Source organism: Citrobacter sp. R4 (assembly GCF_026719175.1).
Classification (GTDB): domain Bacteria; phylum Pseudomonadota; class Gammaproteobacteria; order Enterobacterales; family Enterobacteriaceae; genus Citrobacter_A; species Citrobacter_A sedlakii.
The window spans coordinates 815,850-836,714 of sequence record NZ_JAPPSU010000001.1; the positions used below are offsets into that span (position 1 = coordinate 815,850).

At 54.0% G+C, this 20,865-nt stretch carries 22 protein-coding genes, 2 tRNA genes and 1 pseudogene; 9 read left to right on the forward strand and 16 right to left on the reverse strand.

Going from position 1 to position 20,865, the window contains the following annotated elements:
- Positions 1-90: 90 nt before the first annotated feature.
- The 3 genes from OOJ60_RS03860 to mdtK form a co-directional block, all read right to left on the reverse strand.
- A tRNA-Val gene (locus OOJ60_RS03860) sits at positions 91-167 on the reverse strand.
- Between the two features lie 14 nt (positions 168-181).
- Positions 182-258, reverse strand: a tRNA-Val gene (locus tag OOJ60_RS03865).
- A 151-nt stretch (positions 259-409) separates the two neighbouring features.
- Complete coding sequence (mdtK, locus tag OOJ60_RS03870) at positions 410-1,783, reverse strand: MdtK family multidrug efflux MATE transporter (RefSeq protein ID WP_205611963.1); 1,374 nt, start codon at positions 1,781-1,783, stop codon at positions 410-412.
- A gap of 216 nt (positions 1,784-1,999) precedes the next feature.
- On the opposite strand from mdtK, the gene OOJ60_RS03875 reads away from it, so the two are divergent.
- Positions 2,000-2,641 carry a riboflavin synthase gene (locus tag OOJ60_RS03875; protein WP_042284678.1) on the forward strand — a complete coding sequence of 214 codons (642 nt, stop codon included), beginning with the start codon at positions 2,000-2,002 and terminating at the stop codon, positions 2,639-2,641.
- Between the two features lie 37 nt (positions 2,642-2,678).
- On the opposite strand, the gene cfa is transcribed toward OOJ60_RS03875, so the two are convergent.
- Both cfa and punC read right to left on the reverse strand, forming a co-directional pair.
- The gene (gene cfa / locus OOJ60_RS03880) at positions 2,679-3,827 is read right to left on the reverse strand and encodes a cyclopropane fatty acyl phospholipid synthase (RefSeq protein ID WP_060569696.1); all 1,149 of its coding nucleotides are present in this window, start codon (positions 3,825-3,827) and stop codon (positions 2,679-2,681) included.
- Between the two features lie 290 nt (positions 3,828-4,117).
- Positions 4,118-5,323 (reverse strand): purine nucleoside transporter PunC, encoded by a 1,206-nt coding sequence (gene punC / locus OOJ60_RS03885; RefSeq protein ID WP_205612150.1) that lies wholly within the window; start codon positions 5,321-5,323, stop codon positions 4,118-4,120.
- A 123-nt stretch (positions 5,324-5,446) separates the two neighbouring features.
- Between punC and punR the strand changes: the two genes are divergently transcribed.
- Positions 5,447-6,379, forward strand: coding sequence for a DNA-binding transcriptional activator PunR (gene punR, locus OOJ60_RS03890; RefSeq protein WP_042282759.1), 933 nt, complete (start codon positions 5,447-5,449; stop codon positions 6,377-6,379).
- On the opposite strand, the gene purR is transcribed toward punR, so the two are convergent.
- Positions 6,376-7,401 (reverse strand): HTH-type transcriptional repressor PurR, encoded by a 1,026-nt coding sequence (gene purR, locus OOJ60_RS03895; protein WP_042282761.1) that lies wholly within the window; start codon positions 7,399-7,401, stop codon positions 6,376-6,378. The two genes, punR and purR, sit on opposite strands and share 4 nt — an antisense overlap.
- A 294-nt stretch (positions 7,402-7,695) precedes the next feature.
- Between purR and cydH the strand changes: the two genes are divergently transcribed.
- Positions 7,696-7,785, forward strand: coding sequence for a cytochrome bd-I oxidase subunit CydH (cydH, locus tag OOJ60_RS03900; RefSeq protein WP_086512609.1), 90 nt, complete (start codon positions 7,696-7,698; stop codon positions 7,783-7,785).
- Between the two features lie 168 nt (positions 7,786-7,953).
- Positions 7,954-9,120 carry an MFS transporter gene (locus tag OOJ60_RS03905; protein ID WP_205611964.1) on the forward strand — a complete coding sequence of 389 codons (1,167 nt, stop codon included), beginning with the start codon at positions 7,954-7,956 and terminating at the stop codon, positions 9,118-9,120.
- Between the two features lie 54 nt (positions 9,121-9,174).
- Here OOJ60_RS03905 and sodB read toward each other — a convergent pair whose 3' ends face one another.
- Together sodB and OOJ60_RS03915 are read right to left on the reverse strand one after the other, a co-directional pair.
- A complete protein-coding gene (gene sodB / locus OOJ60_RS03910; protein WP_205611965.1) occupies positions 9,175-9,756 on the reverse strand; it encodes a superoxide dismutase [Fe] in 582 nt (193 codons plus the stop codon).
- Positions 9,757-9,881: 125 nt separating this feature from the next.
- On the reverse strand, positions 9,882-10,712 hold the full coding sequence (locus OOJ60_RS03915) for a C40 family peptidase (protein WP_205611966.1): 831 nt from the start codon (positions 10,710-10,712) through the stop codon (positions 9,882-9,884).
- Positions 10,713-11,046: 334 nt separating this feature from the next.
- Between OOJ60_RS03915 and grxD the strand changes: the two genes are divergently transcribed.
- On the forward strand, positions 11,047-11,394 hold the full coding sequence (gene grxD, locus OOJ60_RS03920) for a monothiol glutaredoxin 4 (RefSeq protein ID WP_042282768.1): 348 nt from the start codon (positions 11,047-11,049) through the stop codon (positions 11,392-11,394).
- Between the two features lie 106 nt (positions 11,395-11,500).
- Here grxD and rnt read toward each other — a convergent pair whose 3' ends face one another.
- From rnt to OOJ60_RS03940, 4 genes are all read right to left on the reverse strand, one after another.
- Positions 11,501-12,145: a ribonuclease T gene (rnt, locus tag OOJ60_RS03925; protein WP_042282769.1), complete on the reverse strand. Its 645-nt coding sequence runs from the start codon at positions 12,143-12,145 to the stop codon at positions 11,501-11,503.
- A gap of 102 nt (positions 12,146-12,247) precedes the next feature.
- Complete coding sequence (gene gloA, locus OOJ60_RS03930; RefSeq protein WP_042282771.1) at positions 12,248-12,655, reverse strand: lactoylglutathione lyase; 408 nt, start codon at positions 12,653-12,655, stop codon at positions 12,248-12,250.
- Between the two features lie 97 nt (positions 12,656-12,752).
- Positions 12,753-13,850: an alkene reductase gene (locus OOJ60_RS03935; protein ID WP_042282773.1), complete on the reverse strand. Its 1,098-nt coding sequence runs from the start codon at positions 13,848-13,850 to the stop codon at positions 12,753-12,755.
- 58 nt (positions 13,851-13,908) lie between these two features.
- Positions 13,909-14,508 (reverse strand): TetR/AcrR family transcriptional regulator, encoded by a 600-nt coding sequence (locus OOJ60_RS03940; protein ID WP_205611967.1) that lies wholly within the window; start codon positions 14,506-14,508, stop codon positions 13,909-13,911.
- Positions 14,509-14,610: 102 nt separating this feature from the next.
- On the opposite strand from OOJ60_RS03940, the gene OOJ60_RS03945 reads away from it, so the two are divergent.
- The 3 genes from OOJ60_RS03945 to sodC all read left to right on the forward strand — a co-directional run bounded on the left by OOJ60_RS03945 (position 14,611) and on the right by sodC (position 16,397).
- Entirely contained in the window at positions 14,611-14,850 is a 240-nt protein-coding gene (locus OOJ60_RS03945) for a DUF1289 domain-containing protein (protein ID WP_042282778.1), read from the forward strand.
- 49 nt (positions 14,851-14,899) lie between these two features.
- Positions 14,900-15,796 (forward strand): aldo/keto reductase, encoded by an 897-nt coding sequence (locus OOJ60_RS03950; RefSeq protein WP_181821389.1) that lies wholly within the window; start codon positions 14,900-14,902, stop codon positions 15,794-15,796.
- Between the two features lie 79 nt (positions 15,797-15,875).
- Entirely contained in the window at positions 15,876-16,397 is a 522-nt protein-coding gene (gene sodC, locus OOJ60_RS03955; RefSeq protein ID WP_042282781.1) for a superoxide dismutase [Cu-Zn] SodC, read from the forward strand.
- Here sodC and OOJ60_RS03960 read toward each other — a convergent pair.
- From OOJ60_RS03960 to OOJ60_RS03970, 3 genes and pseudogenes are all read right to left on the reverse strand, one after another.
- Positions 16,340-18,413 (reverse strand): annotated as a pseudogene (locus tag OOJ60_RS03960) (FUSC family protein). The gene sodC and the pseudogene OOJ60_RS03960 sit on opposite strands and share 58 nt — an antisense overlap.
- Positions 18,414-19,271 carry an efflux RND transporter periplasmic adaptor subunit gene (locus OOJ60_RS03965; RefSeq protein WP_060569703.1) on the reverse strand — a complete coding sequence of 286 codons (858 nt, stop codon included), beginning with the start codon at positions 19,269-19,271 and terminating at the stop codon, positions 18,414-18,416.
- A 2-nt stretch (positions 19,272-19,273) separates the two neighbouring features.
- Complete coding sequence (locus OOJ60_RS03970; protein WP_120714876.1) at positions 19,274-19,510, reverse strand: DUF1656 domain-containing protein; 237 nt, start codon at positions 19,508-19,510, stop codon at positions 19,274-19,276.
- 194 nt (positions 19,511-19,704) lie between these two features.
- On the opposite strand from OOJ60_RS03970, the gene slyA reads away from it, so the two are divergent.
- Positions 19,705-20,145 (forward strand): transcriptional regulator SlyA, encoded by a 441-nt coding sequence (gene slyA, locus OOJ60_RS03975; RefSeq protein WP_082636795.1) that lies wholly within the window; start codon positions 19,705-19,707, stop codon positions 20,143-20,145.
- Between the two features lie 42 nt (positions 20,146-20,187).
- On the opposite strand, the gene slyB is transcribed toward slyA, so the two are convergent.
- Complete coding sequence (gene slyB / locus OOJ60_RS03980) at positions 20,188-20,655, reverse strand: outer membrane lipoprotein SlyB (RefSeq protein WP_042282788.1); 468 nt, start codon at positions 20,653-20,655, stop codon at positions 20,188-20,190.
- Between the last annotated feature and the right edge of the window lie 210 nt (positions 20,656-20,865).

Sequence of the window (20,865 nt, forward strand, 5' to 3'; positions counted from 1 at the left end):
ACGCGACACGGAAGCGTGAGGAGAAAAACAGAGTGAGCGTAAAGAAAGAAAAAGAGAGAAAGTAACGGGAATAACAGAAAGATAGCTGAATGGTGCGTCCGAGTGGACTCGAACCACCGACCCCCACCATGTCAAGGTGGTGCTCTAACCAACTGAGCTACGGACGCACTGTACAGAAAGATGGTGCGTTCAATTGGACTCGAACCAACGACCCCCACCATGTCAAGGTGGTGCTCTAACCAACTGAGCTATGAACGCAACGTTGTAGGTGACAACGGGGACGAATATTAGCGGCAGAGATGGAATGAGGCAAGAGGGAAAGGGTTATTTTCTTTCGGTTTTCGCTCGATTGCGGAGGAAGTGCGCAAAGTGACGAGAGAATAGCCGCCAGAAGGCGGCTATTGCAGATTTAACGCGCAGCGCGCTGAAGAATTACCGTCGAGGGCTGACGCTGCAGGAAGCGCATACGCAACATCATCATAATGGCGGCTGACGTCAGACCGATAATAAAGCCCATCCAGAATCCTGCAGGACCCATACGGTTCACCACCAGATCGGTTAGCGCAAGGATGTAACCGCTGGGTAGACCCAGAACCCAGTAAGCGACAAACGTAATATAGAAAATCGAACGCGTGTCTTTGTAACCACGCAGAATGCCGCTGCCGATCACCTGAATAGAGTCAGAAATCTGGTAGATTGCCGCCAGCAGCATCAGTTGGGCAGCCAGTGTCACCACCTCAGGATTATCGTTATACAGCAGGGTGATCTGCTCACGCAGCGATACGGTGAAAATGGCGGTGATGCAGGCCATGCAAACGCCCACACCGATCCCGGTACGCGCTGCGGTTTGCGCATCCAGTGTCGAACCTTGCCCCAGACGATAGCCCACTCGAATGGTAACCGCTGCCGCAAGCGACATCGGTAGCACGAACATCAGCGAACTGAAGTTGAGCGCAATCTGATGGCCTGCCACGTCGACAATGCCCAGGGGGGACACCAGCAGCGCCACGACCGCAAACAACGTCACTTCGAAAAATAAGGCCAACGCGATGGGCAATCCCAGTTGTACCAGGCGTTTCATCACTACGCCATCGGGTTTACTGAAGCGTTCGGCGTTCCGAATGTCACGCATGGAGCGAGCGTGTTTAACCCACGAAATCATGGCGACAAACATCACCCAATAAACGGCCGCCGTCGCCACGCCACAACCGACGCCGCCCAGTTCGGGCATCCCGAAATGGCCATAAATAAACACATAGTTCACCGGAATGTTGACCAACAGGCCGATAAATCCCATCACCATCCCCGGTTTGGTTTTTGCCAGACCTTCGCACTGGTTACGCGCCACCTGAAAGAACAGATACCCCGGTGCGCCCCACAGCAGCGCGCGGAGATAGCCGACGGCTTTATCCGCCAGCGCAGGATCGATGTTATGCATGGCGCGGATAATGTATCCGGCGTTCCACAGCACAATCATAATGGCAACCGAGACAAAGCCTGCCAGCCAGAAACCCTGACGGACCTGATGGGCGATGCGCTCGCGTCGGCCTGAGCCGTTAAGCTGCGCGATAACCGGCGTTAACGCCAGCAGCAGTCCATGTCCAAATAAAATGGCCGGCAACCAGATGGAGGTACCAATCGCCACTGCCGCCATGTCGGTAGCGCTGTAGCCTCCCGCCATGACGGTATCCACAAAACCCATTGCGGTTTGGGCGATTTGCGCAAGAATCACCGGTATTGCCAGAGCCAATAACTGACGCGCTTCGCTAATATACTTCTGCACGTGAACACCTATATTTTGTTGTTATAAGAGAGACTAAAAAAGCCGCCAGCAAGGGCAGCAAGAAGAAGATGCGGGGAAATTTCAGTCTATTGTAGCGAGGAATGGATATTTCTCCAGTGAAAAAACAGGCGCGGGGGGCGCTTCGCTGGCAACCTGATTTTCCAACTGCTATTGTGGCAGGCAGAAATGGTTGAACTGAATTTGGGAGTTGCAGTTATGTTTACGGGTATTGTGCAGGGCACCGCCAGAGTGGTGTCTGTTGATGAAAAACCAAACTTTCGCACCCATGTCGTGGAATTACCTGAATACATGCTGGACGGGCTGGAGACGGGCGCGTCGGTCGCGCATAACGGCTGTTGTCTGACCGTGACCGACATTAACGGCAGCCACATCAGTTTTGATCTGATGAAAGAGACGCTGCGTATTACCAATCTTGGCGAGCTGAAAGCGGGGGATCGGGTAAACGTTGAACGTGCGGCGAAATTCAGCGATGAAATTGGCGGTCATTTGATGTCGGGTCATATCATGACCACGGCAGAGGTTTCTAAGATTTTGACCTCAGAAAATAATCGCCAGATTTGGTTTAAAGTTCAGGATCCGACCTTAATGAAATATATCCTCTACAAAGGATTTATTGGCATTGACGGGATCAGTCTGACGGTAGGCGAAGTGACCGCGACGCGCTTTTGCGTTCACCTGATTCCGGAAACGATTGAGCGCACAACGCTTGGCAAGAAAAAGCTGGGCGCGCGGGTGAATATCGAAATTGACCCGCAAACCCAGGCGGTGGTTGATACGGTAGAACGGGTACTGGCGGCGCGGGAAGCGGCGACAGTCCGGTCGACAAGCGAAGCGTAACCCGTAAAGCCCCTGTAGCAGAACAGGGGCTTGGTACTTAACGGGCCACCCGCAAACCGTTTTCTACGCCGCGTGAGAACACGACCTGCCACAGCTGAATATCCCGCGCGCGGAACGCGCCCGCACAGGCATTCAGATAATAGCTGAACATCCGTTTGAAGCGCTCGCTGTAGTTATCGGCAATATCAGGCCATGCCGCGAGGAATCGCTCATACCATGCCATGAGGGTTGTGTCATAGTCCGCGCCAAAGTTATGCCAGTCTTCCATCACAAAGCGCGACTCACTGGCGTTCGCGATCTGGCGAACCGAAGGTAGACAACCGTTCGGGAAAATATACTTATTGATCCACGGGTCGACGTTATTGTCGGTTTTTTTCGAACCGATGGTATGCAGCAGAAAAATGCCGTCCGGTTTTAAATTCCGATCCACCACCTCGAAATAGGTGTTGTAATTTTTCGGGCCGACGTGTTCAAACATCCCAACCGAGACAATGCGGTCAAACTGATCGCGTAAATCACGATAGTCCTCAAGCAGGATGGTGACATCGAGTCCGGTACAGCGCGCCTGCGCCATTTTTTGCTGCTCAGCGGAAATCGTCACGCCGACCACGCTGACGCCGAAGTGGGTCGCCATATATTGCGCCAGACCGCCCCAACCGCAGCCGATATCCAGCACGCGCATGCCGGGGCGTAATTGCAGCTTTTCACAAATCAGTTGGAGTTTGGCTTGTTGCGCCGCCTCAAGCGTTCCGGCTTCTTTCCAGTATCCGCAGGAATATTGCATATACGGATCGAGCATTCGACTAAACAGATCATTACCCAGATCGTAGTGCTCTTTGCCGACAATCCAGGCGCGTTTTTTGCTTTGTAAATTAAACAGGCGAGCGCCAGCGATGCGGAGAGTATCTTTGAAATGATGGGGGAGTTGATTTTCCAGTCCGGCGCGAAGGACTTTGCTAAAAAACATGTCCAGACGATCGCATTCCCACCAGCCATCCATATAGCTTTCGCCCAAACCGAGCGAGCCCTGCTGTAATACGCGTTTAAAAAAACGGGGGTTATTGACGCGGATATCAGCGGGGGCTGGACCGTTGATGGCTATGCCTGCGCGGCTTAATAATTCGTTGGTGATACGGTACCAGTCGTCATCCGGTACGTTAACTTCTTCTATACACGATGAACTCATAGCTTCTCCATCACTGGTCGGTGATCAGAACCTTAAAACAGCGTAGACGCTTTTTGGCTTTGTGAGAAATCTCACGGAAATATTCCGCGAGTCTATAATCCGACGTAGAACAGAGGAAGGGAGAAACCCTTGCCGAAAAGGCCATCCATGGTGAAGCGGGAACGCTCCGGTTCCCGTTAACACATAATTATTATCGTATTTTTAACAACCGAAATTTAGTATAGGCCTCAAAAACCGATGATACAACCAAAAATTGTTAGCTTCCTAACGAATAAAATATATTAGCGTTATCAATGGGATTCGCCGTGGGCCATCTCCGGATTGTCCTGCTGACGTTCCACAATACTCGCCTGCGCCTGCATTTTGTAACCCAATGCCGCCAGCACAACGGTGGCCAGCATAACGCTGGTGGTGGTGAGAAGTGGGGTGCTGATTAACCACGAAACCACCAGACTTGCCAGGAAGCATAATCCCAACTGAAGCGTATTCTGCAATGCCGCAGCGCGCCCCGTCGCCTGGGGAAACGGACGTAACGCCTGGGCCACGACTATCGGGTAGATCGCGCCGTTCGCAATCGCCATGACGCAGAAGGGGATCAGCACTTCCGTCAGCGAGACGTGATTCAGAAAACCCACGCCCCAGGTGGCGACAACGCTTAGCGCGTAGAGGACCAGCAGCCAGGGAAGAAGCTGCTGCCCCTGCCATTTTTGCAGCGCTGCGCGACACCCATAACCGCCAACCAGAAAGGCGATGGTCTGCGGCACATAGCTCAGGCCAATGACCGCCGGACTATAGCCCATTTCGCTCAGGATAAACGGCGAACCGGTGAGCCAGGCAAAGAAGCTGGCAGAGCAGGCCGCGTAGATCAGCACATTGCCACGATAAGCCCGGGTACGCAGCAGCGTCGCGAACGTCAGCTTATCCTGGCCATCCTTACGGGCGTTTTGAGTCGGTTTCAGACGCAGAGCGGGCAGCATCAACACCAGGGTAATCGCGAACAGGGTGGCGAAAATCGCCTGCCAGGAAAAATGGGTCAGGATCCAACTACCTAGCAAGGGCGCCAGCGCAGGGGAAAGGCCCACTAACGGCATTATGGTCGCAAAAATGCGGTTAATTTTCTGCGAAGGATAATAGTCCGTTACCAGCGCCTGCCAGATCACCGTTGCGGCGCAGACGCCTACCGCCTGCACAAAGCGTAAAACCAGCAGTGCGGCGGCGCTTTCTACCCACAGCATCCCCAGGCTGCCGAGGGCAAAAATGGCTAAACCTGACAGCAGGATCGGTTTGCGTCCATAGCGGTCTGAAAGCGGTCCCCACAGCAGTTGCGCAACGGCAAAACCTGCTAAAAACAGGCTGAGGCTGGCGCTGACCGCCGACGCGGGCGTTTGCAGGTCGGATTGAATGGCGGCGAAAGCGGGGAGATACATGTCGGTGGCCAGAAAGCCCAGTACGCTCAGTCCCGCCAGCCAGACTAAAAACCCTTTTCCAGGTTGCATCGCTGTTTGCATAGTTGTTCTCTTATTTTAATGAATAATCTTCGCGCAGAGTGTAGGGAGTGTCTTTCTCCTTGTGAAACGGTAATATTTGGTTATTGCATTCAAAAATTTTGCAGGCAGATTATGTGGTCAGAATATGCGCTGGAAGTCGTCGACGCCGTTGCGCGTAACGGCAGCTTCAGTTCAGCGGCTCAGGAATTGCACCGGGTGCCTTCTGCGGTCAGCTACACGGTACGGCAACTGGAAGAGTGGTTGGCGGTCCCACTGTTTGAACGCCGCCACCGTGACGTGGTGCTGACGCCCGCCGGGGCCTGGTTTTTAAAAGAAGGGCGTTCTGTTATCAAAAAAATGCAGGACACCCGGCAACAGTGTCAGCAAATCGCCAATGGCTGGCGCGGGCAGTTGCCTGTTGCGGTGGATAATATCGTGCGTCCGGAACGGACCCGCCAGATGGTCGTCGACTTTTACCGTCATTTTGATGATGTAGAGCTGCTGGTTTTTCAGGAAGTTTTCAACGGCGTCTGGGACGCGTTGTCCGATGGTCGGGTGGAGTTGGCCATTGGCGCGACGCGCGCTATTCCGGTGGGCGGTCGCTATGCCTTTCGCGATATGGGAATGTTGAGCTGGAGTTGCGTGGTGGCGCGTTCCCATCCGCTGGCGAGCATAATGGGGCCGTTGAGCGACGACACGCTGCGAAACTGGCCGTCGCTGGTGCTGGAGGATACCTCCCGAAACCTGCCCAAACGCGTCACATGGTTACTGGATAATCAACGCCGTATGGTCGTGCCGGACTGGGACTCTTCCGCAACCTGTATCAGCGCTGGCTTGTGTATTGGCATGGTGCCGACGCATTTTGCCAAACCTCGTCTTAACACGGGGCAGTGGGTTGCGCTGGAGCTGGAAAATCCTTTCCCGGATGCCGCCTGCTGTCTCACCTGGCAACAAAACGATACCTCGCCGGCGCTGGCGTGGCTGCTGGAGTATCTGGGAGACAGTGAAACACTGAACAGAGAGTGGCTGCGGGAGCCTGATGAGACTCCCGCAGGCGCGACTTAACGGCGGTAGTCGCGGAACGGGCCGTCCGCAACAGAGCGACGTTCAATCAGTCGCGGGTGGACTTCGATCGACTGGGACTCCTCGCGCTTATTGACGATACGGTCTAACAGCATATTAAACGCCGTTTCACCCAGAGAATCCTTCGGCTGATGAATAGTGGTTAACGCTGGCGTAAAGAAGCGCGCGTTTCGCACGTTGTCATAACCGATCAGCGAGACATCCTGCGGGACGCGCAGACCCATTTCATCGGCAGCACAGAGCGCGCCCATCGCCATGATGTCGCCGCCGCAGAATACCGCTGTCGGACGGTGTGACTGCGACAGGATTTGCTGCATTGCGCGGTAGCCGGACTCCGGCTCAAAATCGCCCTGCACAATCCAGTTTTCCGGCACGTTGATCAGCGCTTCTTCCATCGCTTTCATAAAGCCAGCCAGACGGCCTGCGCCGGTGTTCCGCTCCAACGGACCGGGAATCACGCCGATTTCACGATGTCCGCGCTCCACCAAGTATCGGCCTGCCATATAGCCGCCTTCAAAGGCGTTATCGATCACCGTGTCCGTGAAATCGGCTTTGGCTTCGCCCCAGTCCATCACTACCATGGGAATATGACGGTATTCTTCGAGCATAGAAAGCAGAGGTTCCGGATATTCAGAACACATGACCAACAGGCCATCCACGCGTTTTTGCGCCATCATCGACAGATAGGCGCGCTGTTTTTCCAGGTTATTCCACGCGTTGCCGAGGATGAGGGTATAACCCTTCTGGAAACAGTTTTTTTCAACGGCTTCTATAATTTCGGCAAAGTAGGCGGCTTCGCTGCTGGTCGCCAACAGGCCGATGGACTTGGTATGGTTGACCTTCAGGCTTCGGGCGACGGCGCTGGGGGAATAGTGCAATTCTTTGATTGCCGCCCACACCGCGTTACGCGTTTCTTCTGCAACAAAACGCGTTTTGTTAATAACGTGTGATACGGTTGTAGTGGAAACGTTTGCTCGTTTCGCTACATCTTTAATTGTTGCCATTACATCTCACTCCAGACCCAACCTGAACAGTAAAATACGCTAAGTAAACGTTTGCCTTTACACACCCTGATCGCAACATCAGGGTTGCGGCACGCCGGGAAAACGACACGGAACGTCAGGAAGGGGTCAATGGCCGGTACGCTAAACAAGTAAGCGTCGAATTTTGGCTGATCTTAACGAAAAGGGGAAGTGTTAAAAACAGATATCACCCTAAATCGTGGGAGATTTTTGCTTTCAAGTGTGTAAAAATGCGCTATATCACTTTTTGTGTGGGAATAAAAAGGAGAAAAGTTGATGAGCACCGATCTGAAATTTTCATTAGTGACCACGTTTATTGTTCTGGCTCTGATCGTGGCAGGTGGTTTAACCGCAGCACTGCACTGATTTACCGCTGAGGGAGTGTCGCTCCCTCACATTCCCTTCGCCAATTGTTATCAAAAATGCAAAAGTCTTTTGTAAATTTGTTAACTTCTCTTTTTTTGTGATTGATGTCATGCTTTTGGCTTTTCTTGTCCACCGCGTTTAAGCGCGAACAGGCGGAGTCATTACCGTATGAAAATAAATTACCCTTTACTGGCGTTGGCCATAGGCGCGTTCGGGATCGGCACCACTGAATTTTCTCCCATGGGATTATTGCCGGTCATCGCTCGCGGCGTTGATGTGACGATTCCCGCCGCAGGAATGCTGATCAGCGCTTATGCCATTGGGGTGATGGTCGGCGCGCCATTAATGACGCTACTGCTTTCACATCGCGGACGTCGCAATGCGCTGATCTTTCTGATGGCCATTTTCACCGTGGGCAATGCGCTTTCCGCTATCTCTCCTGATTACACCACCCTGATGCTCTCTCGCGTTCTGACCAGTCTGAACCACGGCGCCTTTTTTGGGCTGGGCTCCGTCGTGGCGGCAAGCGTAGTGCCAAAGCATAAGCAGGCCAGCGCGGTGGCAACAATGTTTATGGGACTGACAATCGCCAACATCGGCGGTGTTCCGGCTGCCACCTGGCTCGGTGAAACTATCGGCTGGCGAATGTCGTTTATGGCGACCGCCGGGCTGGGCGTTATCGCGATGGCGAGCCTGTTCTTCTCCTTGCCGAAGGGCAGCGCTGGAACGCGTCCGGAGGTAAAAAAGGAGCTGGCGGTGCTGATGCGTCCGCAGGTGTTGACGGCGTTATTAACCACTGTTCTGGGGGCTGGGGCGATGTTTACGCTGTATACCTACATCGCGCCCGTATTGCACAGCATTACGCATGCCTCGCCAGCGTTTGTCACCGGTATGCTGGTGCTGATTGGCGTTGGGTTTTCCATCGGTAATTATTTTGGCGGAAAACTGGCTGACCGTTCGGTGAATGGCACCCTGAAAGGTTTTCTGTTGCTTCTGATGGTGATTATGCTGGCGATCCCCTTTCTGGCGCAAAATGCGCTGGGGGCAGCGATCGCTATGGTGGTCTGGGGAGCGGCGACCTTCGCGGTGGTACCTCCACTGCAAATGCGGGTGATGCGTGTGGCGCACGAGGCGCCGGGCCTTTCTTCGTCAGTGAATATTGGCGCTTTCAACCTGGGTAATGCGCTGGGCGCTGCCGCGGGCGGGGCGGTCATTTCCGGCGGTCTGGGCTACGCTTTTGTTCCGGTTATGGGGGCGATCGTGGCGGGGCTGGCGCTACTGCTGGTGTTTATTTCCGCCAGAAAACAGCCGCAGACAGAGTGCGTCGCCAGCTAAAACGGCAAACTCTTTAATGCCCGACGCACGAATGTGCTGTCGGGCATTTTTCAGTTATGCGGCAAAGTTTTTCGCCACAAACGCCCAGTTAACCAGCGCCCAGAAGTTTTCCAGATAACCCGGACGCGCGTTACGATAGTCAATGTAATAGGCGTGTTCCCATACGTCGACGGTCATTAACGGCGTGGCGTCTGTGTTGAGCGGCGTCCCCGCGTTAGACGTGGACACGATAGCCAGCTTGCCGTCTTTGTCTTTAACCAGCCAGGTCCAGCCGGAGCCGAAGTTCTTGATCGCGGCATCGGTAAACTGGGCCTTGAAGTCGGCGAAGCTGCCAAACGCGGCGGCGATAGCGTCAGCCAGTTCACCCGTGGGTTCCCCACCGGCATTCGGCGCCAGGCAATTCCAGTAGAAGGTGTGGTTCCAGACCTGAGCGGCGTTGTTAAACACGCCCCCCTCAGAGCTCCGCACAATCTCTTCCAGCGATTTGCCTTCAAATGCGGTGCCTTTGATCAGGTTATTCAGGTTTGTCACATAGGTCTGATGGTGTTTGCCATAGTGGTATTCCAGCGTTTCAGCGGAAATATGCGGCGCAAGCGCATCTTTGGCATACGGTAATGCAGGTAATTCGAACGACATTGCTTCTCTCCTTATTATTAATATTGATTCGCACAATAACCTTATTGTACGTAAGGATAGGGTAGCAAATTGAAAGGTGTGGCAAAAGAAGAACTTACCCTGTTGTGTAACAACAGGGTAAAGTTTTAGCGAATGGTTTTCGGCGTCATCACCCGGCGGGCGCCGACATAATGGCGCTGCCAGTAGTCTTCGCTAAGAGAGGTGATTTGGATTTCCTGACCGCTGCGTGGCGACTGAATAAATTTGCCGTTACCGACGTAGACGCCAACGTGATCGGCTGTGCCGCGACCCTGGGTACGGAAGAACACCAGATCGCCATTTTTCAGCTCACCCTGTTCGATCGGCGCCGCATCACGCAGGTGATACATCTCGTTTGCCGTGCGGGGTATGCGGAATTTAACCAAATCCTTATAGGCGTAATAGACCAGACCGCTACAGTCGAAGCCAGTACGCGGCGATGTACCGCCCCAGCGGTAGGGTTTACCAATCTGGCTCATCAGTTTATTCATTGCTGTACTGGTGGCTTTTTGGACTTTTAACTTATGCACGTCCGCAAGGGTGCTGGCCGCTGCGCTTTTCACCTTCACGCAGTGTGGCTTGCGGCCTTTTCGTGGCGTGCATTTTTCCGTCCAGCTCACGACGGCTGTCTTCGAAACGCCAGATTTTGTGCGGCGACTGGTCGTTCGGGAGGTTTTGCTGGAGGGGGTTACACGTTTTTTGCTGGCCGATGCCGTTTTCACTGCGTTTTTAGCGGTTGTTTTTTTTGCGGTGCGTTGGGAATTTTTCGTGGTCTTTTTCGCTGTTGCGGTGCTTTTTTTCTTGTCTGCGGTTTTCTTGCTGTGAGAAATATCAGACGTTGTCCTGGCCTGCCGGGAAGCCTGGGCCACGGACATAAAGGAAATCGTTGTAAACAGTAAAGCACAGAGCGTGAGGGAGAGTCGGTTAATCCGCGCCACTGAGCATTCCTCGGTTAAGGCAGGCGCAATCATGCCTGCATGTGATTTACAAAACCTGATGATTCTAATCTATAGAATTGAAGAAAGTTAATAGCTTTTATTGTTAAAAAAAGTGTTACGCGCATAAGTGCCAAAAAAAGCAGCAACCAAAGGTAAATTTGCTTATTCAATAGACAATTGGCTGAAAAGGGCGGCCTGAACAGTGATTTGCAATGCAACTTAAGGCTTCAGACGATAAAATAGTAAAGCGTAATGAAAATGTTATTTTCCGATGTCGGCCTGAGCCGTTACAATGTCAGACGACTGCCGTAAAAGAAGTTAAGGAAGCAAGACAATGAGCACCACTATCGAAAAAATTCAGCGCCAGATCGCTGAAAACCCAATCCTGCTGTATATGAAAGGTTCGCCAAAACTGCCAAGCTGCGGGTTCTCTGCCCAGGCTGTGCAGGCGCTTTCTGCCTGTGGTGAGCGTTTTGCTTATGTCGATATTTTGCAGAACCCGGATATCCGCGCCGAACTGCCGAAGTATGCTAACTGGCCAACCTTCCCGCAGTTGTGGGTTGATGGCGAACTGGTTGGCGGCTGCGACATCCTGATCGAAATGTATCAGCGTGGCGAATTGCAGCAACTGATCAAAGAGACCGCGGCGAAGTACAAGTCTGAAGAATCAGATACCGAGTAAGGTGACGCCTGCGGGATTGAGGTGACAGGCTGGAGAAGTCGCCAACGCGCGGTCATCCGGCACTCACTAAAAAAGCGACCGAAAGGTCGCTTTTTTACGTTCGGCGTTAAGCCTCGGGCATGGCCAGCGGCCAGCCGCCCAGACGTTTCCAGCGGTTGACGATTTCACAAAACAGCACTGCCGTACGTTCCGTGTCGTAAAGCGCCGAATGAGCCTGCGTGCCGTCAAACTCCATACCTGCCGCCAGACAGGCTTTCGACAGAACCGTTTGGCCTAGCGCCAGTCCGCTGAGGGCGGCAGTGTCGAAAGTGACAAACGGATGAAAAGGGTTGCGCTTCAGCGAGGCGCGCTCGGCCGCCGCCATCATAAAGCTGTGATCGAACGTAGCGTTATGCGCCACCATGATCGCGCGGTTACAGCCGCTGTCTTTAATTCCTTTCCGCACCATTTTAAAAATGGCGTGCAGGGCGTCATATTCACTCACCGCGCCACGCAGCGGGTTGCTGGGGTCGATGCCGTTAAACGCCAGCGCTTCGGGCTGCAAATTCGCGCCTTCGAACGGTTCGACATGGAAATGCAGCGTAGTGTCCGGCATCAGCCAGCCCTGTTCATCCATTTTCAACGTGATGGCGGCAATTTCAAGCAGCGCATCGGTTCTGGCATTAAACCCGGCCGTTTCAACATCAATGACGACAGGGTAAAAACCGCGAAAACGGTCGCACAGACCGGTAAGTTGAGCGTTATCGGACATCGGGGTCTCTTAAATACAGAAAAAATGCAGCGCGTAGTATGCCAAAAAAAGGCGTTCATTGCAGTAAAACTGCGGGCGCAGAGAAGCCGCGCCCGGAAGGGATTAATTACCCAGACCGCGACCGGCGTCTTTTTCTTCGATCAGTTCGATTTTGTAACCGTCCGGATCTTCAACAAACGCAATCACGGTGGTGCCGCCTTTTACCGGACCCGCTTCGCGCGTGACATTACCGCCGTTCTGGCGAATCCGCTCGCAGGCTTCCGCTGCGTTATCAACGCTCAGCGCAATGTGACCATAGGCGGTCCCCAGTTCATAGCGATCGACACCCCAGTTATACGTCAGTTCGATCACCGCTTCGTCACTCTCTTCACCGTAGCCGACAAATGCCAGAGAATATTTGTACTCCGGGTTTTCGCTGGTACGCAGCAGTTTCATGCCTAAAACGTTAGTGTAAAAGTCGATAGAACGCTGCAAATCGCCGACGCGCAGCATGGTATGAAGTAAACGCATTGTTTATCCCCTTAAAAATGGTCAATACATTCAAAATGTTGTTTTAGTATAGCGGCGTTTTCGCGCCGCTATCAATGGAGGAATGCCGCAGGCGGGATCACAGCGTCGGGTAATCGGTATAACCTTCCGCGCCGCCACCGTAGAAACTCTCGCTGCGCTGCGGGTTCAGCTCGGCTTTACGTTGCAGTCGGGTGACCAGATCCGGGTTTGCAATGTAATCGCGACCGAACGCAACCGCGTCGATCAGGCCTTTTTCAATGAGGGTTTCCGCTTTTTCACGGGTGTATGCGCCAGCGCCAACGATGGGCCCCTGGAAACGCGCGCGTACTTTTTCGCGGAAGGCTTCAGTATAAGATGCGCCGCCTGCCCAGTCCGGCTCGGACATATGCAGATAAGCGATGCCACGTTTACCCAGTTCTTCGATCAGATACAGCGCATCTGCTTCTTCGTTGGGGCCATTGTCCACGTTCTGGAAAGTACCGATAGGGGAGATGCGAATACCAATACGGTCAGCGCCCCATTCCTGAATCCCCGCATCCACTACCTCAAGAACCAGACGCGCGCGATTTTCAACGCTGCCGCCGTACTGGTCGGTACGGTGGTTAGACGAAGGTGAAAGGAATTGATGCAGCAGATATCCGTGGGCGGAGTGCAACTCAACGAGATCGAAACCGGCTTCGCGGGCATTGGCGATGGCCTGGCGGAAATCATTCACGATACCCGGGATTTCATGGGTTTCCAGCGCGCGCGGCATGGAGGTGTCAACGCGGATCGCATTGCCGTTTTCGTCACGTAGAGAGGTGCGCGTCCCGGCGCTGAGCGCGGAAGCGGAAACCGGCGGCTGCCCTCCAGGTTGCAGGCTGGCATGGGAAATGCGCCCGGTGTGCCACAGCTGTACGGCAATATGCCCGTTTTCTGCATGAACGCCGGCAGTAATTTTTTTCCACGCGGCAATCTGCTCGTCGCTGTGCAGACCCGGCGCGCCCGCATAGCCTTTCGCCTGGGCGGAAATTTGCGTCGCTTCGCTGATGATGAGACCGGCGCTGGCGCGCTGGCGGTAATATTCTGCCATTAACGGAGTCGGGATGTCGCCAGGCTCAATGCTGCGCAGACGCGTCAGCGGGGCCATGAATACACGGTTAGCTGCGGTGATCGCACCCACCTTCAGTGGGGTAAACAGTTTTTCAGAGGACATAATGGCTCCAGTGATGAATAGACCGGTCGTCTAGTGATTGAGTAAATAAAAACGCCTGTTAACCCTCAGGCGTTGTGATGATACGTCGCACATGCGCCAGCGCGTTTTCGAGCGGCATGGCGCTGCGCGAAATCTTGGCCTGTAAATTCGCGCCCAACCAGAGCGCGTAAAGGATTTGCGCCTGTTGTAACGGCTCGCCGGGAAATGTCAGACAATGGCTTTCGCGACCCTTTTCCAGCGCATGGGCAAGAATGGCGATAATATTACTCGCGCCTTTGTCCATCGCGGAACGCATGTCTTCAGACAGATCGCACACCTCAGCGGACAGTTTTACCGTCAGACAACCACTGATGGTCCCCTGCTGACGAAACTGGTTCAGCGTTTCCTGATAGTAAGCCAGAATGCGGTCACGGTAATTTCCGGCGCCCGTAGTAAAGTGCTCCGTCAATCGCTGATGATAAGCGGCAAAATGGCGCTCCAGCATCGCGACGCCAAAAGCTTCCTTGGAGCGAAAATAGTGGTAAAACGAGCCCTTTGGCACTTCGGCGGTCTTCAACAGTTCGCTAAGGCCCATCCCGGTAAATCCGCGCTGCATGCACAGACGCTCGCCGGTGGCCAGTAAGTGTTCGCGGGTATCGCATTCAGTATGCTTGTTCATAGGGCAGAGTGTAATAGACCAGTCGGTCTAATGCAAGCCGGGTTGCCAGATAGCAGGTTTCCGTCTTCAATAGTGTGTACAGGCGAAAGATGAGGAGGGGATGTGGCAGAGCAGTTAGAATTTTTTCCCGTCCAGAGTCCGTGTCGCGGCATCTGTCAGTCCGACGAGAGGGGATTTTGTCGCGGCTGTTTTCGCAGCCGTGACGAACGCTTCAACTGGCAGAAAATGAGTGACGCCCAGAAGCAGGACGTGCTGAGGCTGTGCCGCCAGCGCCTGCTGCGTAAATTGCGCGCAAACAAACCCGCAGAGCCTGAAGAACCGCAACAGCCTTCACTCTTTTAACCGACGAATTGTATATACTCGGAACACTTTATTTCACGAGGAAGCAGTTATGGTTCAGCGTACGACAATTGCGCCGCAAGGCCCGACCTTTTCCCGCTTTGTGATGGGCTACTGGCGACTGATGGACTGGAACATGTCCCCCCAGGAGCGAGTAAGCTTTATCGAGCAGCACCTGGAACTGGGTATCACCACCGTCGACCACGCGGATATTTATGGCGGCTACCAGTGCGAGGCGGCCTTTGGTGACGCGCTGAAGCTGGCGCCGCATCTGCGCGAGCAAATGGAGATTGTCACAAAATGCGGTATCGCCACCACCGCGCGGGCAGAAAACGCCCTCGGCCACTACATCACCGATCGTGACCATATCGTGAAGAGTGCTGAGCAGTCGCTGGTCAATCTGGCCACCGATCGTCTGGATCTGCTGCTGATTCATCGTCCCGATCCGCTGATGGACGCCGACGAGGTGGCAGAAGCCTTCCAGCATCTGCACCAGAGCGGAAAAGTACGTCACTTTGGCGTGTCAAACTTTACTCCCGCGCAGTTTACGCTGCTGCAGTCCCGTTTACCGTTCACGCTGGCAACGAATCAGGTGGAGATTTCTCCGGTGCATCAGCCGCTGCTGCTGGATGGCACGCTCGATCAACTTCAGCAACTGCGTATTCGTCCGATGGCATGGTCGTGCCTCGGCGGCGGTCGTTTATTTAACGACGATGCGTTTCAGCCGCTACGTAATGAGCTGGCGGTAGTGGCGGAGGAGCTAAACGCAGAGACGATTGAGCAGGTCGTGTACGCCTGGGTGCTTCGTTTGCCATCGCAGCCGCTGCCAATTATCGGTTCCGGCAAAATTGAGCGCGTCAGGGCCGCCGTGGGATCGGCGTCGCTGAACATGAGCCGTCAGCAATGGTTCCGTATTCGTAAAGCCGCGCTCGGGTATGACGTGCCGTAATCGCTAAATAATGGATTTTCCGTTCAAAATTGCGTCTCTGGTTTACACTTAAGCCAAATGCACACAAAACGGAGGTCCTATGAAACGATTAAGTCTGGCCGTGTTAACCCTGTTAGCCTGTACCGGGGCGCAGGCCGCCAGTGAGAAAGTGGAAATGAATCTGGTCACCGCACAAGGTATTGGGCAATCCATCGGTGAGGTGACCATTAATGAAACCGATAAAGGGCTGGAGTTTACGCCGGATCTGAAAGCGTTGCCGCCGGGCGAGCATGGTTTTCACATTCACGCGAATGGCAGTTGCGAACCGGCGATGAAAGACGGTAAAGCATCTGCCGCAGAAGCCGCGGGCGGGCACTTCGACCCCCACCAAACCGGTAAGCACGCCGGGCCAGACGGTGAAGGGCATTTAGGCGACTTGCCCGTGCTGGTGGTCAACAACGAAGGGAAAGCCGTTATTCCTGTGACCGCATCACGCCTGAAATCCCTCGATGAAATCAAAGATAAGGCGCTGATGATCCACGTTGGCGGCGATAATATGTCCGATCAGCCAAAACCGTTGGGCGGCGGCGGGGCTCGGTTTGCCTGTGGTGTCATTAAATAATCAGGTTGTCAGCGTTCCTTCTGGCGGCGCCTGCTCGAGTTGTGACAGCGAGCAGTGTAGCCGCCAGAGAAGAGCGGCCAGTTCCTGCGCGGCAGGCTGCGGGTGACGCGAAAGCGTTTCGCAGATGCGCAGCAGTTCCGCCAGGGACGCCGCCAGCGGCCGCTGTTGTACGCCGCGCTCGCTCATCACGTCACGCAACAAAGCGATACAGATATCTCTCACCCGCGACAGCGGATCGGAGCGCGATTCCCAGGCGCGCAGCTGCCAGACAACGTGTGAACAGTTCAGTAACACCACTCCCCATCGCAGAAGCCAGCGCCTCGCCAGCGCGTCCTGGCTGTTGCTTAACTGGCTGACGTGGTGATAAGTCAGCGACTCAAACTCATGTTCGCTGAGTGAGGGGCGACGGCTTAACTGATCGACAAAATCGCGACGCAGCGCGCGGATATGCCGCCGGCTTTTACGCGCATCAGAACCGGGACGCAGAATGGCGAATGCCAGCCATGACAGGGCGACGCCAACAATTTTGGCCGTATTATCGTTAAGGAAATCGGCAAAGTCATAAACGGGCGGGTTCGTCACCGCGATAAATGAGCCCATAAACACAATCAATTGTCCCCACAGGCCCGCCAGCTTTGGCATTTGCAGTTTGAACAGTTGCATGGTGACGAGTAACGGAAACAGGAACAGCAAAAATTGCCAGAGATCGCTGATCTGAACCATCAAACCAAACTTCACCACAAAGCTGAACAACGACAGTAACACCAGCGTACGCATCAGTAGCGACAGCGATTTAAACGGTGTCGCTACTACCGAATAGAGCACACAACTGATGGCGGCCAGCGTGAGCGCCCCCGAGCCCGATTCCCACTGCGCGCCGATACTCCAGGCGCCGATAGCCATTAGCGTAGCGAAGGTGCGCAGGCCGCTCCAGATAGCCTCCGCGCTGTCAGTATGGCGCGCAAGGGCTGGGACCCGCGGGATGCTGATGTGCGCCTGTAGCGTGTCTGTTTCCAGTAGCCGTAGCTGGCGGCTGCTTTGCAGATAAAGACGGCAAAAATAGCGCAGCCGCTGCCAGAAGGCGACGTGACGAAAATCTGATCTATCTGGCGGTGCAAGCGGGGCAAGGATCCTGGCGACGGTATAGCTGTCAGTTTGCGGTCGGGCCAGGGCGAGCAGTAGCGCCTCAATAATCTCCCGGCTATTGGCGGGCGGATTGGGCCAGTTCAGCAACATTCTTCGCAGGCTGGAGATGACGCTGGTGAGACGCAGTTGCTGGTGCAGCAGGGCATTAAGCAGCGGGTTCTGTCGACGAAAGCGGTAATGGCTCCAGAACGCCTGGATACGCAATAAGTTCATCGTCAGTATTTGCCCTATCACCCCTTCGTGAGCGGCGCGAATGGCATCGGTTGTGTCCGGTTGCCACAGCAAACTCGCATGTTCCAGCAGGCGCGCATGCATCTTCTTCAGCGCCGTCAACAGGGCGGTGCCGTCTGAGGTACTGGGCAGGATCATCATCATCATGCCGCCGCATAAAATCCCGACAATCACTTCGCAGACTCGCGCCTGGGCGATATCCCACAGTTGGGTTATTTCGACAATGTTTACCATTGGAAAGGCGATAATCGCCGCCGTGTAGCCCGCCAGTTGAAAGGCGTAAGCGACATTATTGCTGAAATACGCGCAGGCCCAGGTACAAAAGCCGATCCACGCCGCCATGCTAAGCAGAAAAAGCCATGGTTCATTAAGGGTGTGCCCGGCGAGAATCAGCGCAGCGGTAGCGCCAAGCAGGCTCCCCGCGATACGGCCCAGGCTTTTACTGATCACGCCGCCCACGGTCGGGAAGCTGACAACCGCAGCGGAGGTCATCGCCCAGTAGGGTTCATCGAGATTCAGGTAATAGGCAAAGGTCAGCGCCAGGCACATGGCAAGGGTGTTACGCAGCGCATAGCGCCATTGTCCGGCGGTGGCTTTCAGCCATGGCGTATTGCGCAGTGAGAGACGAGGGAGCGTCATTTACTGCCCAATCGCCACACTGCAGGTGGTGCCAGAGACAAGCGTCAGGTCTTTCGGCAATGCGTTAAATTCAATCCGCACTGGCACCCGCTGCGCCAGCCGAACCCAGGGCACATTGGGTTTAATGTCTGGCACCAGACCTGAATCACTTTCCACGCTCTGGTCGTAAATGGCGCGACCGATACTGGAAACGTGACCCTGTAACTTTACGTTGCCGCTATAAAGCGTTATTTGCGCAGGCGCGCCAGGATGAATGTGGCGTAATTTGGTCTCTTCAAAATACCCCATCACGTAAAAAGAGTGGCTGTCGACCAGCGCAAACAGCGGCTGTCCGGTGGCGGCGAAATCCCCCGTTCGGGTGGAAAGGTTGGTGATCCAGCCGGAAACCGGGGCGCGTACTTCCGTCTGACTGAGCTGCCACTGGGCCTGCTTCAGCGTTGCCTGGGCGACGCCAACGCTTGCTTGCATGGCTTTGACATTCAGGTTAGCCGTGTCAAGCTCCTCGGCGGAGATTACGTTACGGGTTAAATGGCGACGGCGGTTGGCTTCGTTATTGGCTTTAGCCAGATCGGACTGTGCTTTTGCCAGTTGAGCTTGCGCATTGAGCTCTGCGATATGAAAAGGTGTTTTGTCGATGCTGAACAGCAGGTCGCCGGCGTGAACAAACTGGTTATCTTTCACTTTCAGGTCGACGATCGCCCCGGATACCTGCGGGGTAACGCTGACCTGTTCGGCTCTGACTTTACCGTCACGCGTCCAGGGAGACTGCATGTAATAATTCCACATCCACCAACCGGCGAGCACCGCGGCAGTGGCGATGACGATCGTCGAAAAATATTTTAACGTTTTAAGTGACATAATCAGAACACCACCAACAATAACAGGCCAGCGCAGACGCACAGGGCAAAAAGAGAGAGATCCAGCAACAAAGGATGCCAGTATTCGCCGGAATAGAGGCGGTCGCGCAGAAGGCGATGAATGAACAGCCACAGGATAAAGCCCAGCGCAAAGGCTTTGAAAAGGGGAGGGAAATAAATGGATGCGCCAATCACCATGTCTTGTAAGGGCATTCCCGTTGCATTAAGTGCGATGGTCACAGCAAAAATCCTTTGCGTCAGGTCGCGTTACTACAGGTTTAGCAAAAAAAAACTCAGAACGCGCTTTTTTCGCGTAATGTCTGAAAAATATGTCAACACGTAAGCAAATGCAGCAATACATTTGTTTTAGGAATGCAAATGCTGCACACTATTCTAAAATCAGTATAATATCTTAGCAAGCTAATTATAAGGAGATGAAATTGGAATCGCCATTAGGTTCTGATCTGGCACGGTTGGTGCGCATTTGGCGTGCTTTGATAGACCACCGTCTTAAGCCTCTGGAATTGACGCAGACACACTGGGTAACGCTGCATAATATTCACCAATTGCCGCCCGATCAATCACAGATTCAATTGGCAAAAGCGATCGGCATTGAACAGCCATCACTGGTACGTACGCTGGATCAGCTCGAAGAAAAAGGCCTGATTTCACGACAGACGTGCGCCAGCGATCGTCGGGCAAAACGTATCAAGCTGACGGAAAAGGCTGAACCGCTGATTGCCGACATGGAAGCGGTCATCAACAAAACGCGTGGTGAAATTCTGGAAGGGATTTCAACGCAGGAAATTGATCTGCTGATTAAACTCATCGCCCGACTTGAGCGCAATATTATCGAGTTACAGTCGCGAGACTGAGGTGGGGAGACGTGTGGCCAGCCCTGACCACACGTAATTCGATTAGCGCGGAGAGACGGTAACCTGACGACCGTTGCTTGCCAGCACCACGCGCTGACCCGCAGAGAAACGGGTGTTACCCTGTTTCTGTACGACCATGATGGTATTTCCATCATCCTTACGGATTTCCAGTTCCACGCCCTGGGTTTTATTCATCGCACCCTGAACGCTCTGGCCTGCGACGCCGCCGGCGACTGCGCCTGCTGCGGTAGCCAGTGAACGGCCCGTACCACCGCCAACGGTGTTACCCAGGAAACCACCGAGAACCGCACCCCCGATCGCACCGATCACGTTTTCATCGTTACCCGCCTGAATCTGAACCGGACGAACGTTTACGATGGTACCGTAAGTGACGTTCTGCACTTGTTTTGCTTCCGAAGCGGTATACACATCACCTGAAAGGCTATCGGTGTTAGCACAGCCCACTAAGGACAGGCCAGCCAGTGAAACGATCAGCACACGTTTAATCATTTAAAATCTCCTGTTCACCATGAAACGCCATCCAGGCATCTCCCATGGTTCAATTATATGGCATTTGTGCGTTTGAGGTCACATATTCTGTCCAGACTAAACAGAAATCATAATAACAGGCTCGTTAACCAACTTTAAACGAACTATTCAGTCAGTTTATTAAACAGGACGCTATACGGAATTTCGGAACAAAACGTTAATGAAGCGTAG

Coding starts and splice junctions, on each gene's coding strand:
- sodC (WP_042282781.1), top strand. CDS start 15,876: ATGAAACGATTAAGTCTGGCCGTGTTAACCCTGTTAGCCTGTACCGGG.
- OOJ60_RS03950 (WP_181821389.1), top strand. CDS start 14,900: ATGGTTCAGCGTACGACAATTGCGCCGCAAGGCCCGACCTTTTCCCGC.
- gloA (WP_042282771.1), bottom strand. CDS start 12,655: ATGCGTTTACTTCATACCATGCTGCGCGTCGGCGATTTGCAGCGTTCT.
- punC (WP_205612150.1), bottom strand. CDS start 5,323: ATGCAACCTGGAAAAGGGTTTTTAGTCTGGCTGGCGGGACTGAGCGTA.
- cydH (WP_086512609.1), top strand. CDS start 7,696: ATGAGCACCGATCTGAAATTTTCATTAGTGACCACGTTTATTGTTCTG.
- OOJ60_RS03875 (WP_042284678.1), top strand. CDS start 2,000: ATGTTTACGGGTATTGTGCAGGGCACCGCCAGAGTGGTGTCTGTTGAT.
- slyB (WP_042282788.1), bottom strand. CDS start 20,655: ATGATTAAACGTGTGCTGATCGTTTCACTGGCTGGCCTGTCCTTAGTG.
- sodB (WP_205611965.1), bottom strand. CDS start 9,756: ATGTCGTTCGAATTACCTGCATTACCGTATGCCAAAGATGCGCTTGCG.
- OOJ60_RS03940 (WP_205611967.1), bottom strand. CDS start 14,508: ATGAACAAGCATACTGAATGCGATACCCGCGAACACTTACTGGCCACC.
- punR (WP_042282759.1), top strand. CDS start 5,447: ATGTGGTCAGAATATGCGCTGGAAGTCGTCGACGCCGTTGCGCGTAAC.
- grxD (WP_042282768.1), top strand. CDS start 11,047: ATGAGCACCACTATCGAAAAAATTCAGCGCCAGATCGCTGAAAACCCA.
- purR (WP_042282761.1), bottom strand. CDS start 7,401: ATGGCAACAATTAAAGATGTAGCGAAACGAGCAAACGTTTCCACTACA.
- rnt (WP_042282769.1), bottom strand. CDS start 12,145: ATGTCCGATAACGCTCAACTTACCGGTCTGTGCGACCGTTTTCGCGGT.
- cfa (WP_060569696.1), bottom strand. CDS start 3,827: ATGAGTTCATCGTGTATAGAAGAAGTTAACGTACCGGATGACGACTGG.
- OOJ60_RS03935 (WP_042282773.1), bottom strand. CDS start 13,850: ATGTCCTCTGAAAAACTGTTTACCCCACTGAAGGTGGGTGCGATCACC.
- slyA (WP_082636795.1), top strand. CDS start 19,705: ATGAAATTGGAATCGCCATTAGGTTCTGATCTGGCACGGTTGGTGCGC.
- OOJ60_RS03965 (WP_060569703.1), bottom strand. CDS start 19,271: ATGTCACTTAAAACGTTAAAATATTTTTCGACGATCGTCATCGCCACT.
- OOJ60_RS03905 (WP_205611964.1), top strand. CDS start 7,954: ATGAAAATAAATTACCCTTTACTGGCGTTGGCCATAGGCGCGTTCGGG.